This is a genomic window from Thalassobacter sp. HA4-2 (assembly GCF_055693705.1).
Genome location: NZ_JBVFUK010000001.1, coordinates 703,947 through 719,452, shown reverse-complemented (window position 1 = coordinate 719,452; position 15,506 = coordinate 703,947). Strand labels below are relative to the sequence as shown.

The window sequence follows — 15,506 nt, the reverse complement described above, 5'->3', positions numbered from 1 at the left end:
TTTTCAGGGACGGGCCTTTTTAGTTTTTACACCGATCACTCAGCCGCGATTGCGGGCTCCAGCTCTCCGATAGTGGCCATCAGCGCCTGCGCCTCGAACGCTTTGAGGCTGGATCGTGCGGATGGGCCATAGGCCGATGGGTTCACTTGAAGCTCTGGGAACAGGCGGAACAGTTCCGCGCGTGTTTCAGCGTCCAATCCCTTGATGCCTCCGACACCGGGGTGGAACGATTCCGACGCAACGCCCTCGGCAAAGACCATCTGGTGCGTGTCGAACATGATGTGGAAATACTCCACCTCGCCGCCCGGGACACGGTGGATGGTATCGCCGTTGCACAGGTGCTTGGCCGCGATCAGATATTCGCTTTCGCCGAACATCATCTCTGCCCGCCAATCGGACACCAGCATCCGGTGCTGGGGCGAGACCATCAGGTCGCGCGTATTGCCCAAGGCCCCTTTTGCGATCCGGATCGGAGCATGGTCGCCCATCGCGGCCACGGTGGTCGAGGCCACCCAGCGGATTGGTTGGATGCCTGCGTCACGGGTCAGGACCAAGTCACCTTCGGTCAAATCCTCGACCGCCACTTCGCCGCGCGGGGTAGCGATGCGCGATCCCTTGGCGAAACAGATCAAGCTGATGAAGTCGTTATAGTCCACATCGTCCAGATCGATGCCCGGCGTTGGCGTGTTGTCAAAGCCCGTGAACGCAATCTGCGTGATCTCTGGCAGATCACCGAAATCATCGAACGGCAGCGCCCAAGTGTAGGTTGTGCCATCGCCGTTATCTACCGTGACAAGCGCCCCGGAAACCGACGAGTTTGTCGGCAGATCGGTGGCGGGATCCGTGTGACTGATCGTGGCGTTCCACTGGTCCGTGTTCGAAACCGTGAAGACCTCGCCATTGATGACGATAGTGTCACCAACATTGATCTCGCCCGGTGTCTCGGCGTTGAAGACCAGCGGCTCGTCAATCTCGATCAGATCACCATCTTGCGGGCCAGCCACACCGGCACTTTGGAAGATCGCGTTCAGGGTCGGCGTTCCCGACAACTCGATCCCATCGTAGATGACCGTTGCCGTGGTGTTGGACAGGGTGACGGTGTCGTCAGAGTTGATGGCGCCAAACGCAATCGAGGTGGTGGTCGTGCCGGTATCCACCATCTCGACGGAGGTGATTTGCGGCACATCGCCGTTCGCGTCCACTGGCACAAGATACGTCAGCAGATTGCCGGACCCATCATCCAGCGTGATCAGGTTGGATTGCAGCGTGGCCTCGCCCGTTGGGTAGGCGGTGGTCGGCGTGAAGGTGTATGTAGCATCCACCCCAGTGGCCAAGGCACTGACCGTGTAGGTTACCCCGCCAATTTCTGTTGTCTCCCCGACGGCCAGAACATTGGGGTTCACCTGATTGAACACCAAAGGTTCGATCACGGCAATCAGGTCCCCGTCGTCGGTGTTCAGGATATCCCCCGTTGTCGGCGTCGGATCGGCCAGAAGGATCATGTCAAAGGCGCCGGTAATATCCTGCGCGTCTGGCACGTCCAAGGTGACAACATCATCTGGCGTCAGATTGGTGGCCGTGATCGTGTAGGACGGGGCCTGTGTCGAAACCGTATCATAGACGATTTGCGTGATACCGGGATAGTTCGCGCCGGAGTCAATGGCGGTGTAGATCAATGGCGGCGCATTGGGTGACGTCGGTGTCAGGGTAATGTTGTGCCCAGTCACGCCAAGGGCAACCTGCCCACCATCATAGGTGACGTCCATCGTTGCAGTGTCGATGCTGGAGATACTGTAGGTAACCCCATCGATTACAAAGGTATCCCCCACGGACACCTGACCAGGCGTCTGAGGCAGGTAGGACACCGGCTCATCAACTTCGACCAGCTCGCGGATGTCGCCGTTGGCGGCCCCGGGTGCGCTGCCGGTGTTGTACACGGCCCCCGACTGTGGCGGCGACAATGGCGACAGCTCGATCAGGTCGTGCAACTGGGTCATTTGGAACAGTTCGACGTCTTGATCGTCATCGATCGCGCCGACTGGCACATCCCACGTGCCGCCGCCCAGCATGGGGCCAACCCCAATCGCAACGATTTCCGGGAAGTCGTTTTCACCGTCCGCAGGGATCGCGAAGTTCAGCGTGTTGCCGGAACTGGCAGTGGCCTCGAAAAACACAGTCTGCACGTCAGGCGTCACACCGGTTGCGTTCCCAACCGACGGGGGTTGAGAAATCGCCGTAGTGGCGGCAAATGTCGCTGTGATCTCGTAGGTCTCGCCACCGTAGGTAAAGGTCGCGCCCGGTTCGATTTGCCCGTCTTGGCTGACGTTGAACGTCAACGGTTCCTGAACCGAACTAAGCTGCGTGCCTGACAGCAGTGTCGTGCCAGATTGCGGCATACCGCCTTCAATCATGATCACGTCATAGATGTTCGGCGTTTCGGCTGATTCCAGTGTGACGATATCGTTGGTGTCGATCGCCCCGATGTCCACCGCAGTTGTCACGCTGCCCGTGGTCGCGTCATAGTCAATCTGGGTGATCTGGGGAAGATCGCCTTCGCTATCGTACGGGATGACATAGTCGATTGTGGTGCTGCCATCCGTCAGACGCACACCCATCAAGGTCACGTCTGCCGTGGTGGTCGGAAGGCCAGTGTTCACGTCATCATGGGACACCACACCGGTGGCGCCATCGTACATCACCTGCACAGTCCAGGTGACACCATTGATTTCAGTGGTATCGCCCACCTGAAGTTGCGCGGGGTCCACCAACTCAAATTGCAGGCTATCGGCGACGGAAACCAACTCTCCGTTGGTTGCGACGCCCGCGTCCGTGGCCAGCATGCCCGAGACCTGTGGATCAATCCCTGTCACCCGGATCATGTCAAACACAGCGGTGTTGTCGGCGTCATAACCGGCAAGGGTCACGAGGTCATTGTTGTCGACATCATCGTTGGCGAGGTTCTGCACCTCGATCGCGCCGTTGGTATTGGCTTGATTGGTCAGGGTGATCTGCTGAATTTCTGGCAGATCATCTGCATTATCGAAGGGCACAAGATAGGTCACTGTCGCGCCGCCGCCCACGGGCGTCAGGGTCACGGTGGACCCGTCAACGTCAGTCGTGGTGGTGGGGATGCCGTACTGGTTGTCATGCACCACATCCATCGTGACGTCGGAGGTGCCTGTGACCGTGTACTCCACGCCGCCAATCTCAACCGTGTCGTTGATTGACAGCTGGTTTGGCGAGGCTTGACTTGTGATCACGAGACCATCGTCAACCGTGACAAGATCACCGTTCAGCGTCGTTTGGGCCTGACCGTTCAAGGGAACGCCACCAGACAGCTGGATCAGGTCGTTGACCTCCTGCTGCTCTTCCGTAGCCAGGGTAACGGTATCATTGTCGTCAACACTGCTTACGTTTTGAGCGGCATTTGTGCTTTGGACCGCATTGAACTCGATCTTGGTGATATCGGGCAGGTCGCCAGATGGGTTCGCAGTGTCCGTGGGAAGGGTCAGAATGAGCGATCCGCCACTGCCGTCCCCCAGCTCCAACTGGATAACATCAGTGTTGGTGACCGTCTGGCCGAACAGGTTGTCGTTGTGGGTCACGTCGGCGTTGATCACCTGAAGGCTTGCGACCTCCCATGTGACGCCATCAATGATGAAGTCGCTGCCCTGATCAATGACCGACCCGGTGTTCCCGGTATAGATGATCCCATCAAGAACGGTCGTCATGTCACCATCAATGGTGGTAGCTACGTCATTGTCTGCATTGAGCGTGGAACCGGACATGACAATGGCGTCAAAGATCTGCACGTCTGTTTTGCTGGACAGGGTGACGTTGTCGTTCTCATCCACTGCGGGCACGGCAACAGAGGTCTCTGTCGATACAGCGCCGGTTTGCGTGATCTGCGTGATGTTGGGCAGGTTGATCAGCCCGCCACCTTCGGTCGGGGTCATGTATGTGATCGACGACCCGCCTGCCGTGGGCGCAAGCGTGATGTAGGTGAAGTCAATGCCGGTTGGCAGAGTGGTTGCGCCATCTTCATAGGTCACATCCACATCGCCCGATGATGCCAGCGACGTCACGGTGTACTCGACGCCGTCGATCATCGCCGTATCACCGGCTTGGATCACATTCGACCCAATCCCGATGGTAAAGGTGATCGGCTCGTCCACTTCGACCAATTCGTTGTCGGCGGTGGTGAGCGTCGTGCCCTGCGCAGGCACATTGCCCGACAGCTGGATCAAGTCATAGACCTGCACTTCAAGATCGAGTTCGAGGGATACATCGTCTTTATCGTCCAAATCGCTGGTCGTGAATGCGATACTCTGTCCGAGCGAAGAGACCGATGTCACATCGATCTGGGTGATCAAAGGCAGTGCATTGCCATCTTGAGGGACCATGACGGTAACGGTGGGGCCCCCTTCGATTGGGGCCAAATTCATCTCTATCAGCTTCACATTGGCGGATACCGTAGTGCCGCCAAAGCCGTCGTCATGTGTGATATCGGCGACCAAGCCACTGACGCCCGTGATTGTATATTCGACACCGCCGAATGTTAGCTTGTCGTTAACATCGATCGCGTTATCGGTACCGCCGGCTGCGTCATGGGTAATCGTGCCGGGCTGCTCGACTGAAATCAATTCGGCACCGGATTCGAGTACACCCGTGCTGATGCCCGCAGCACCTTGATTTGTGACAATGATGTCAAAAACATCTGTCTCGCTTTTACCCGTGCCACCCGTTCCTTCAGCTAGGGTAACGTTGTCGTTTGTATCAACTTCACTGCCGTCGATTTCGCCAGCCGTTCCAGCGTCCACCGACTTGGTCGTGATTTCGGTGATACCGGGCAGTGCGCGCCCATCATCGGGTACGATGATGTTTAGCTGCGCCCCTTCCCCTGCGGACGGGGTCAGAGTGATGCTGGACATGTTTACATCAGACGTGACGGTCAGCTGCGAGGATCCATCCTGCGCATGCTCCACGTCCGCGACGAACCCTTTGATCCCAGATACGGTGTATTCAACGCCACCGACTGTGACGGTGTCGTTGACTTCAATCTTGTTGGCACTGTTCTGGCCCGCACCGTTCTTGAAGACGAGGTTATCGTCGACAGATACCAATTCTGAACCTGACGTCAGCGTCCCGTTGACGGTCGGCTGGCCAGAACCAAGCGTTGTGATGATCGCATCGGTCATCTGGATATCTGTCGGTGTGAACAAGTCCACAGCGTCGTTACCATCCAAATCACTCACATCTGTTGAAGTGATCGCAGAAAGTGATTTCACTTGTATCTGCGTGATGTCCTGCAGATCGCCTTCGCGATCCGTCTGGGTCAAAAACTCAACCGTTCTGCCTTGGCTGTCCGTCGTGGTCAGCACAACGAACGACGCATCACTGGCGAACAATTGATTGACCGTATCACCCTCGTAGGACACATCCGCCGTGGCACCCGTCTGCGAGACGACAGTGTACGTTTCCCCGTTGATGGTGAACGTGGTCGTCCCGTTTGTGATCGCACCCGGTGTGTTGCCAGACAACTCCACGTTGTCATGGACGCTCAGCAACTCATCACCCGAAATCAGCGTGCCGTCCGCAGGACGACTGCCCAGCATGATCAGGTCATGGATGATATCCTTGCTGCCCGAACCACCGCCATCGTTCACCCGTGTGCCGCCGGAATAGACTTCTTCGATATTGGCGAACGACATGGTGGAGCCGTCGTTGAATTCGACCGTGCCCGTCTCCTGCTCTTCACCCGGATCCGTACCGGTGTAGGTGATGGATTTTACATTTTCCAGATACAGCTTATCGACATCGGCCTCATCCGTATCCTCGCCGCCGTCGACGACGTCACCAGCATCGGCATAGATCACGTCGTCGCCTGTGCCACCGGTCACGACATCAGCGTCAGGTTGCACCCCAGCCTCGGTCAACGACATCGCGTCAAGCGTCAACGACGGGTTGGTTCCTGTGCCAAGTGTCTGTGGACGTATCCCGATCGTGGCGACATCTGTACTGGGCGTGAACGAGATGGAATAATCCGAATAGGTCTGCCCCTGCACAGTGGTCGTGCCAAGGGATGTCCCTGTATCCAGATCGTAAATCTCGAGCTGAACGGGGTTATCGGATGGCGTGAACCACTGGCTGTTCAGATACTCACCGCCGTGGGCGCTGAAGTTGAGCACGTAAGCTTTTCCAGCCTCAAGCGGTGCCGCGAGGGTCTGCGACATGGTTTCTGCACTTGTGCCGCTGTTGTTGGTCCACATCGTGATGTAGCCGGTGCCGTCGGCGGGAGAGAGCGCAGGGTTCCAGCTTTCCGACGAGGTGCCTTCATCAGGGCTGTCCGGCGTGCCAGAGACGTTCGTCCAGCCGGTCAAGCCATCCACGCCATTGGACGTGTGGGTGCCGTCTTCGAAAGAGCCGTTGGTCAGCAGGTTGACCCCGCTGCCACCCGCACCACCAGAGCCGTCGTTCGCGTAGATCGTGTCGTCGCCTGCGCCACCATCCAGCTGATCTGCGCCCGCACCGCCAATGAGTGTATCGTTTCCGCTTTCACCAAGAAGCGTGTCAGTACCACCGCCACCGTCCAAAAGATCGTCACCCGCGCCGCCCGATATCTCGTTGCCCGGCCCATCCTGATCATAACCTGTGAGGGTGTCATTGAAGGCGGAGCCTTGCAGGTTGTCCATACCGCGAATTGTATCGCCCTCGGCATGTCCGCCAGTTCCGACGGCAGCTGTAATTCCACCGCCGATGTCGAGCGTCGTTTGTTCAGATAGATCGACAGCAACTCCCGCGTCTGATTGTGAATAGTCTAGCAAATCAGCGCCTGCTTCACCTCGGATGATATCTGCGCCCACGCCACCCAAGATGGTATCATCGCCAGTGCCCGCGACGATGCTGTCATTGCCTGTACCGCCGTCAATCAGATCATTGCCGTTGCCAGCCTCAATGGTATCGTCACCGCCCAAGCCGTTGATGGTATCGTCGCTGACAAGACCGTTATCGGCCAGGTTGTCCCCCGGCCCGCCAAAGATCTCTTCGCTCGCGTCCGTGCCTGTGACGATGCCGTTGTCCACACCATCCGTCAGATCGTGAATGCCCGTGCCACCCTCCGGGGTGCCAAGCGTGACGTTATCGTTTCCATCAAGATCCGAATACTTTACGCCGAAATTGGGCCTGATATCGGTCACCACGACATTGGTGATGCCCCCGATATCCGTGCCGTCCAGTGGCACTATAAATTCTACGCTGTCACCGACTGCGTCCGTTGCCGTAAACACCTGCGTGCTCACCTCCACGGATTTGCCGCCGCCAACGGTGTACTTGCCGGTCGCAGTGTTGATCGAGGCAATGGTGTAAGCTGTGCCATCGACGCTTATCGCATCGCCGACGGCGAACTCGGCCGTGGACGCATCGGCTGGGGCGACATACGCCGTATCAACAAGCGTCAGGTCAGAGGCAGCGTAATTGCCCGCTGTACCGCCATTAATGAACAGCAGATCGTGGATAGCAATCTTGGCGTCGGTAGACCCGCCGTCCCCGCCGCCATCCCGGCCAGTCAGGGTCAAATTGTCATCAACCGCATTGTTGAGAAGATACTCACGCGATACGTCCGCAGAGACCGCTTCCAACTTTGTAGGCGTCACTTGCGAGATTTCGACCAGATCACCGGCCTTGTCACTGACCGAGATCAAGCTGATCGTTTCACCCAAGGCCGTGCTGGCCTGCAAAGTCAGGATTTCCGTATTTGCAACGCCGCCACTATGTGCAACCGCGCCTTCGCCACCTTGATAGCTGTCGACGATATACAGCTTGCCGTCATAGGTAAAACTGGCGGTGCCCTTTTCCGTCACATCAATAGACAAGGCGTCTACAATAGCGGTCAGATCGGTACCGGCTTGCAGGGCTGCGCCCGACGTAGGCGATGTCGTGGACACGATCACATCGTTCAGAACCAAGCCGCCGTCAGAGGCAGACGTCTGCACTTCGGACGCACTGTCCTTGAACGAGAAATCGCCGTCGCCAAGGACGGATTGTGGGGAGTATTCGACCGTCTTCCCATCAGCCAAGGCGTTTGCCTGATCTTCGATTGTGAACAGTGTGACATTCGTCAGTGCGGGGGCACCGGTGTCGGTCGAGACCAACTTGGACAGATCCAAATCCAGCATCAGATCGTTGTCGACCGATGCGGTCACGATGTTGCTGGTGCCATCGGGCAGTGCGTAGGTTACAGTTGGCGTATCTGAGCTCAGCGCATTTACGTCCGCATACACGTTCAGGCCGACCACCTCGGACGTTGCTGTCAACTTGCCGTCAGCATCAAGATTTGTGACCTCCAAGCGGACCAGACCCTCGGCGAAAGGACGCGTCCCCCCCGTCACGGTCAACTCAGAACCTGTTTCCTTATTGCCAGGACCAAAGATTGCACCCGACACAAATTGGGTGCCCGAAACCACATAAAACGCCATAACCTACTGCTCCTAGCATCGCCGGGCGTCCATTTGCGGATCTGCCCTAATTTACCTCAGTCCGACACTGATGGTCGGTTAGAATCAGGCGTCACACGGAAATAAGGCAAGAATGGGGCAGAATGTGATTGTCTTTTTGTTTCATAATAATTGCCTTATTTCTGCCTTTATTCGCGCGCCGAGTAGTGGCTAACCTGCAACACATCACGTCGCGGCCAACGCCTGACGCAGTTCGATGCACCGCTGCTCTCCCGCTCGCCTGCATTGACACCCTTTGCCTTTTGCGCCACGCCATTCCTTCAACCTCAGGGATGGAGATAACGCTATGATCCCCTCAGTTTTGCCAACATACGCACGCGCACCTTTACATTTCGTGAAGGGCGAAGGCAGCTGGCTTGTGGACACCGAGGGGCGACGTTTTCTGGATCTGGGCGCGGGCATCGCCGTGAACTGCTTGGGCCACGCGGCCCCGCAATTGGTGGATGCCCTGACCGCGCAAGCGGGGGCGCTTTGGCACACCTCCAACCTCTACCACATCCCGCAACAACAGGCGCTGGCGGACAAGTTGGTCGAGGCGACCTTTGCCGACACCGCGTTCTTTTGCAATTCAGGCACCGAAGCCTGCGAACTGGCGGTCAAGATGGCCCGCAAATACTGGTTCGAAAAGGGCCAGCCGGAACGCGTCAAGATCCTTGCGTTCACGGGGTCCTTTCACGGACGCTCCAGCGCGGGCATCGCCGCCGCCGGGTCCGAGAAGATGACCCGGGGGTTCGGCCCCCTGCTGCCGGGTTTTGAACACCTGCCCTTCGGCGATCACGACGCGCTGACAGCGGCCATGGACGACACCGTGGCCGCCGTCATCCTCGAACCGGTACAGGGCGAGGGCGGGATCATTCCCGTGCCCGACCAATGCCTCAAGGGCCTGCGCGACCTGTGCGACCAGACCGGCGCCCTGTTGATTTTGGACGAGGTGCAATGCGGCGTCGGTCGGACCGGCAAGCTGTTCGCTCACGAATGGTCCGGCATCACGCCCGATATCATGATGGTGGCCAAGGGCATCGGGGGCGGCTTTCCATTGGGCGCTGTGCTGGCCACCGAGAACGCGGCCAGCGGCATGACCGCCGGAAGTCACGGATCCACCTATGGCGGCAACCCCTTGGGCTGCGCCGTGGGCAATGCCGTGATGGACACGGTCGCCACCGACGCCTTTCTGGCCGAGGTGAACCGCAAGGCCGCCCTTCTGCGCCAAGGCCTGGAAGGGCTGGTGGCCACACATCCCACTGTTTTTGACCATGTCCGGGGCGCGGGCCTGATGCTTGGCATCAAATGCGTCAAACCCGTCGGCGAGGTCGTGCAAGCAGGGTACGACCAGTTGATGTGCCTCGTGCCCGCTGCCGACAATACCCTGCGTCTGCTACCCGCCCTGAACATAACAGACGACGACATCGCCGAGGCGCTGCGCCGCTTGGACGCCGCCGCCACGGCGCTCTCGCCCTCTGCTTCATTGGGTTGAAAATACCCGGGGGTCTGGGGGCCAACAGCCCCCCAGCCTTCTCCACAAGGACCATCGCATGACACATTTTCTAGACATCCACACCACGGACCCCTCCGATCTGCGGACCATCATTGACCAAGCCGCCGCCATGAAGGCCGCGCGCGCGGGCCAGCCCAAGGGTGCCCCGGATACCGAGCAGCCCCTGGCCAATCGCATGGTCGCCCTGATCTTCGAAAAACCATCGACCCGCACCCGGGTCAGCTTTGACGTGGGCGTGCGCCAGATGGGTGGGGAAACCATGGTGCTGTCCGGCGCGGACATGCAGTTGGGCCATGGGGAGACCATCGCTGACACCGCCCGCGTCCTGTCGCGCTATGTGGACCTGATCATGATCCGCACCTTCGAGGAGGACACCCTGCACGAGATGGCCGAATACGCCACCGTGCCCGTGATCAACGGGCTGACGAACCAGACCCACCCCTGCCAGATCATGGCCGATATCCTGACGTTCGAGGAACACCGCGGCCCGATCCGGGGCAAGAAGGTCACGTGGCTGGGGGACGGGAACAACGTCTTTGCCAGCTTTGCCCATGCTGCTGGACAGTTCGGGTTCGACCTGACCTTCAGCGGCCCCAAACAGCTGGACCCAGAGGATGCGGCCATCGGCTTTGCCCGGTCGCGCGGGGCGCGCGTCACCATCGACCGGGACCCGCAGTCCGCCGTAGAGGGGGCGGACCTTGTGGTCACGGACACCTGGATCTCCATGCACGATAGCCAATCCGCCCGGGAACGCCGCCACAACATGCTGCGCCCCTATCAGGTGAACGCGGCCCTGATGGCCCACGCCAAGGACGACGGGCTGTTCATGCACTGCCTGCCCGCCCACCGCGAAGAGGAGGTCACGTCCGAGGTGATGGACGGCCCCGCGTCGGTGATCTTTGACGAGGCGGAAAACCGTCTGCACGCCCAAAAGGCCGTCATGCGCTGGTGCCTCGGCCTGTGACGCCCCGCCTACAGGCCGTGGCCTTCATGGTCGTGGCCACGGCGTTCATTGCGGGAACCATGATCCTGGCCAAGGCCCTTGGGACCGACACCCTGGGGGACCCTTTGCCGCCCTTCATGGTGACCTTCGGGCGGTTTGCCTTTGCATGGGTGGCCATCGCGGGTGTCATCGCCCTGACCCGCACGCGCCTGACGCGCCCGCACCTTGGCCTGCACATCGGGCGCACCCTGTGCGGGGCGGGCGGTGTGACCTGCATGTTTGCCGCCGCCGCCGCGATCCCGCTGGCCGATGCCACCGCCATCAGCTTTCTGAACCCGATCATTGGCATGATCCTTGCCATCCCCCTGCTGGGCGAGAAGGTGGGCAAGTGGCGCTGGCTAGCCGCTGTGATTGCCTTTCTGGGCGCGCTGATCCTGATCCGGCCCGCCGCCAGCATCGAAATCGGGGCGATCTTTGCCCTGTCCGCCGCCCTGCTGATGGGGATCGAGCTGATCTTCATCAAACGTCTGTCCGGGCGCGAGGCGCCGTTGCAGGTGCTATTTTTCAACAACTCCATCGGGGTGTGCCTGATCACCGTGGTCGCGGCCCTGACCTGGGCACAACCGAACCCTGTGCAATGGGCGTCCATGGCGGCCCTTGGCACCCTGATGGCCTGCGCGCAGTTCTGCTTTGTCAGTGCCATGGCCCGGGCCGACGCCAGTTATGTCACACCGTTCAGCTATCTGACCCTTGTGTTCGCGGCCCTCTACGATGGGGCCATCTTTGCGGTTTGGCCCACCAGCGTGTCCCTCGCCGGGGCCGCGCTGATCATCGGGGGCGCGATCCTGTTGGCCTGGCGGGAGCGTATCAGGGCTTGAGCCGGTAGCCCGTGTGGAACATGCGCCACGCGATGCCGACCACCACCGCCACGCTGCCGATCACAACCGTCAGGCCCAGCCACACCGGGCTGTCCGACACCCCAATGACCGAGAACCGCAGCCCGTCGATCAGATAGAACACCGGGTTCAGGTGGCTGAGCGTGACCATGAAGGGCGGCAGGCTGTCCAGCGAATAGAAGGTGCCCGACAGGAACGACAGGGGCGTGACGATGAAATTCGTAATCGCCGCCATTTGGTCAAACTTGTTGGCAAAGACCCCGGCGATGATCCCAAGGGCCCCCAGAAAGGCACCGCCCAGCACGATGTAGACCAGCGCCAACACCGGGTGCGCCACGCCCAGCCCGATGTAGGGAAACAGGATTGCGGCAATGGCCACGGCCACCACCATGCCCCGCAGGATACCGCCCGCCAGATAGCCCACCACCAGCTCTGTCGCGGACAGGGGGGCATCAACGTATCGACAATGTTGCCCTGTACCTTGCTGATCACGATGGACGACGACACATTGGCAAAGCTGTTCTGGATCACCGTCATCATCAGGATGCCCGGCGCCAGAAAGTGCACGAACTCCACGCCCATCACATCACCGCGCCGGGTGCCCACGGCCAAGGTGAAGATCAACAGAAACAACCCACCCGTGACCAGCGGGGCCAGCAGGGTCTGGGTCCAGACGGCAAGGAACCGGCGGACCTCCCGCTCGGCCAGAGTTTTCATGCCCAACCAATTGACGGCACCGAACCGACGCACGCCCATTTCGGCCATTTCGCTGTCTCTACTTGTCATTTCTGCCTCGCCTTGCCATATCCGCGTCTTGCCGCGCTTGTATCGCGCGTGCCCAAGGGCGTACAATAGCCCGACTGAAATGAAAGGCACCCTATGTCCTGGACCGATGACCGCGTAGAAGTTCTGAAGAAGATGTGGATGGAGGGGCAATCCGCCAGCCAGATCGCCAAGGAATTGGGCGGGGTCACCCGCAACGCCGTGATCGGCAAGGTGCACCGTCTGGGCCTGTCCAATCGGAACCAAGGCACGGCCAAACCCGCCGCCGCCAAGAAAGACGCGCCCAAGGCCGCCGCCAAGGCAGAGGCTCCGAAGGCCGCGCCCAAACCGGCCGCCCCCGCGCCAAAACCCGATCCTGTGACCACGTCGGCAGAACCGCCCAAGCCCGTGGCCATCAGCCCCATGCGCAAGGCCATCGTGCCCGCAGGCCAGCCCCTGCCGCCGCAACCATCGGCAAACGAAATCAGCCCAGAGGCCTTGGCCCGGGTCAGTGAGATCGAAAAAGGCGCAAAAAAGCTCAACCTGATGGAGCTGACGGAGCGGACCTGCAAATGGCCCATCGGTGATCCAGCGACACCGGAATTCTGGTTCTGTGGTCTGCCTGTGCAGGCCGGCAAACCCTACTGCGAGGCGCACGTGGGTGTCGCGTTCCAGCCCATGTCGTCGCGCCGGGACCGCCGCCGCTAGACAACCTAATGGTGACGAAAAAAGGCCCGCAAGCGCGGGCCTTTTTCAGTTTCCGCCCAACAGCCCGCGTAGGGCACCGCGCAATTCATCCTCGACCTTGTCCTTGATGGCGTCCTCGACGCTTTCACGGTCGGTTAGGGTGGCGCCATCCACCTCCAACTCGTCGGCGAGGCGTTGGCGGGCCTGCTCTTTCAGACGATCCTCTTCGGCCTTGGCGCGGGCCTCCAGGGCTGCCTTTTGCTCTTCCAACTCTTGATCAAACAGCGCCTCGACATCGGGTCGGAATTTCGGCGCGGCCCATGTGCCTGTGATCAGCACGGGAACCGTGATCCCCGTATCCGCCTCGCCGCGCATCACCTGTGGCACCACGCGGTAGTCCAGCGTCTGCGCCCCGATGCCGACGGTCCCCCGTCCCGTGGCCGTCAGAAGCGGAGCCTGAACGCTCAGGTCGTCGTTGCGCAGCACACCGCCCGCAATTGCAAAACTGGCGCTGATCCCATCGAAAATCGTGCTCTGCCCCTCGCCCCGGTAGCTGGTGTCGAGGTTGCGCAGCATACCTGCCAGATCCAGGCCGAGGATCTCGCCCTTCCCGATGGCAAAACGGCCTTCGCCGTCCAGACTGCGCATCAGCGCGTCCATGGTGTTGCCCACGGCCAGCACATTTACGGCCCCGTCAACCCGCCCCAGCAGGCGGTCGTAGTCGATGAATTCCGTCAAAAAGGGGCCAAGTTGCAACCCGTTCAACGCCACGTTCACGCGGCTCGACAGGCCGTTGCGTCCGTTCACGATGACTTGGCCAGACACCGTCCCCCCATAGAGCGCGATGGCGTCCAGATCTGCCACGGCACGGCCCGCGTCCAGCGCGACAGAGGCTGCGACCCGGTCGATGGTGGCATCCCCCAGCGACCACGCCCCGGTGGACAGGGTCACATCCGCATCCACGGCGGACAGGGCGCTGACATCGATGCGCTCCGTGCTCCAGCCCGGGGTGCTGTCCACTTGCCCCTCGGCCGCGCGGCCCTGTTCGGACAAGCCGCGCAGGTTCAAATCCCCGGCGGTCAGGCGCGCCACGATCTTGGGCCGGTCGCCCGCGGTGAACACATCAACGTCCCCCGCCACGGCATTCCCATCAAGGGTCAGGTCCATCCCGCGCAGGTGCACCGACCCTTCGCTGGCCAAGGTCAGCGCGCCCTTCAGGGCAATCCGGTCCCGACCCAACCCTTGGGGCAACGCCGGGGCCGCTTGGCCCAAGGCCGCGAAAATCTGCGCCCGTTCGGCACTGTTCAGATTGATCTGTCCTTCAAAACCGATGGGGTCCAGCCCCGCGCGCCCGGCCAGCGCCACTGTCGTCCCGCCCGAGGTCACCGTGGCCGCCATTTCCGTCAGCGCGCCGGACAGCAGTTGGTCCACGCTGGCCACCTCTCCGGACACCGTGATCGCGGCCCCGTTGTAAAGGGCAGAGGCCTCGGCCGTCGCACGCTCGGTCAGGCTGGGCAGGCGGGCGGTGACGTCCAGCGCCTCCAGCCGCTCCAGTCGGTTCGCGGCGGCGTCGATGTAGGTCAGGCTACCATCGGTGATCTGCGCCAGCGCGACCGAGATGGGGGGCAGCGCCGTCTCACTGGCTGCGTCCGGCGCGCTGTCACCGCCCGCAGAGGGCGCTTGGGCGTCGGTCTGCGCGGTCTGCGTTTCAAATACCCAATTCGCGCGACCATCGGCAGAGCGTTCCAGAATGATCTGGGGGCGGTTGATCTGCAGCCGGGTGATTTCCACCGCACCGCCCACCAGCGCCATCAGATCCACGCCAACATCCAGCCGGTCCGCCTGCACCATCGGCCCTTGGTCGGACCATGGGGCGTTGGCGATTGTCACCCCCTCTACCGCGACCCCAAGACGGGGGAACAGGGTGGGAGACACGTCACCCGAGATCGTCATGGCGCGCCCCGTGGCGCCCTCGAACTGATCCGCCGCAAGCCCGGCGATCCGGTCCGATGGAATCAGGAACAGCGCGCCCACCGCCACCACGGCAAGGGTCACAAGGGTCAGGGCAATGCGGAAAATCCAGCGCATGGGGGTTGGTCCTTACGGTCATATCTAAAGCCACCCTAGGGACGGGACGAGACAGGCGCAATGGACGCCGGATCCGTCGGCGTACCACCGCAGGCACCTTGTAGACCCGCTTTGGGCTGTAT

Annotated in this window: 6 protein-coding genes and 1 pseudogene; 4 read left to right on the top strand and 3 right to left on the bottom strand. The window is 60.7% G+C overall.

The window, feature by feature from the left end; all coding sequences use genetic code 11:
• Positions 1–35: 35 nt before the first annotated feature.
• Positions 36–8,474: a Hint domain-containing protein gene (locus tag ACZ1G0_RS03600; protein ID WP_472735693.1), complete on the bottom strand. Its 8,439-nt coding sequence runs from the start codon at positions 8,472–8,474 to the stop codon at positions 36–38.
• A gap of 325 nt (positions 8,475–8,799) precedes the next feature.
• Between ACZ1G0_RS03600 and ACZ1G0_RS03595 the strand changes: the two genes are divergently transcribed.
• Genes ACZ1G0_RS03595 through ACZ1G0_RS03585 form a run of 3 tightly spaced genes read left to right on the top strand, consistent with a single transcriptional unit; the run spans position 8,800 to position 11,829 of the window.
• A complete protein-coding gene (locus ACZ1G0_RS03595) occupies positions 8,800–9,987 on the top strand; it encodes an acetylornithine transaminase (RefSeq protein WP_472735692.1) in 1,188 nt (395 codons plus the stop codon).
• Between the two features lie 58 nt (positions 9,988–10,045).
• Positions 10,046–10,972, top strand: a complete 927-nt coding sequence (gene argF, locus ACZ1G0_RS03590) for an ornithine carbamoyltransferase (protein WP_472735691.1) — start codon at positions 10,046–10,048, stop codon at positions 10,970–10,972.
• Complete coding sequence (locus ACZ1G0_RS03585; protein WP_472735690.1) at positions 10,969–11,829, top strand: DMT family transporter; 861 nt, start codon at positions 10,969–10,971, stop codon at positions 11,827–11,829. The genes argF and ACZ1G0_RS03585 overlap by 4 nt, the downstream gene beginning before the upstream one ends.
• On the opposite strand, the pseudogene ACZ1G0_RS03580 reads toward ACZ1G0_RS03585, so the two are convergent.
• Positions 11,819–12,603 (bottom strand): annotated as a pseudogene (locus tag ACZ1G0_RS03580) (ABC transporter permease). The gene ACZ1G0_RS03585 and the pseudogene ACZ1G0_RS03580 sit on opposite strands and share 11 nt — an antisense overlap.
• Positions 12,604–12,726: 123 nt before the next feature.
• Between ACZ1G0_RS03580 and ACZ1G0_RS03575 the strand changes: the two are divergent.
• Positions 12,727–13,317, top strand: a complete 591-nt coding sequence (locus tag ACZ1G0_RS03575; RefSeq protein ID WP_472735689.1) for a GcrA family cell cycle regulator — start codon at positions 12,727–12,729, stop codon at positions 13,315–13,317.
• Between the two features lie 45 nt (positions 13,318–13,362).
• On the opposite strand, the gene ACZ1G0_RS03570 is transcribed toward ACZ1G0_RS03575, so the two are convergent.
• Complete coding sequence (locus ACZ1G0_RS03570; RefSeq protein WP_472735688.1) at positions 13,363–15,384, bottom strand: AsmA family protein; 2,022 nt, start codon at positions 15,382–15,384, stop codon at positions 13,363–13,365.
• Positions 15,385–15,506: the final 122 nt, after the last annotated feature.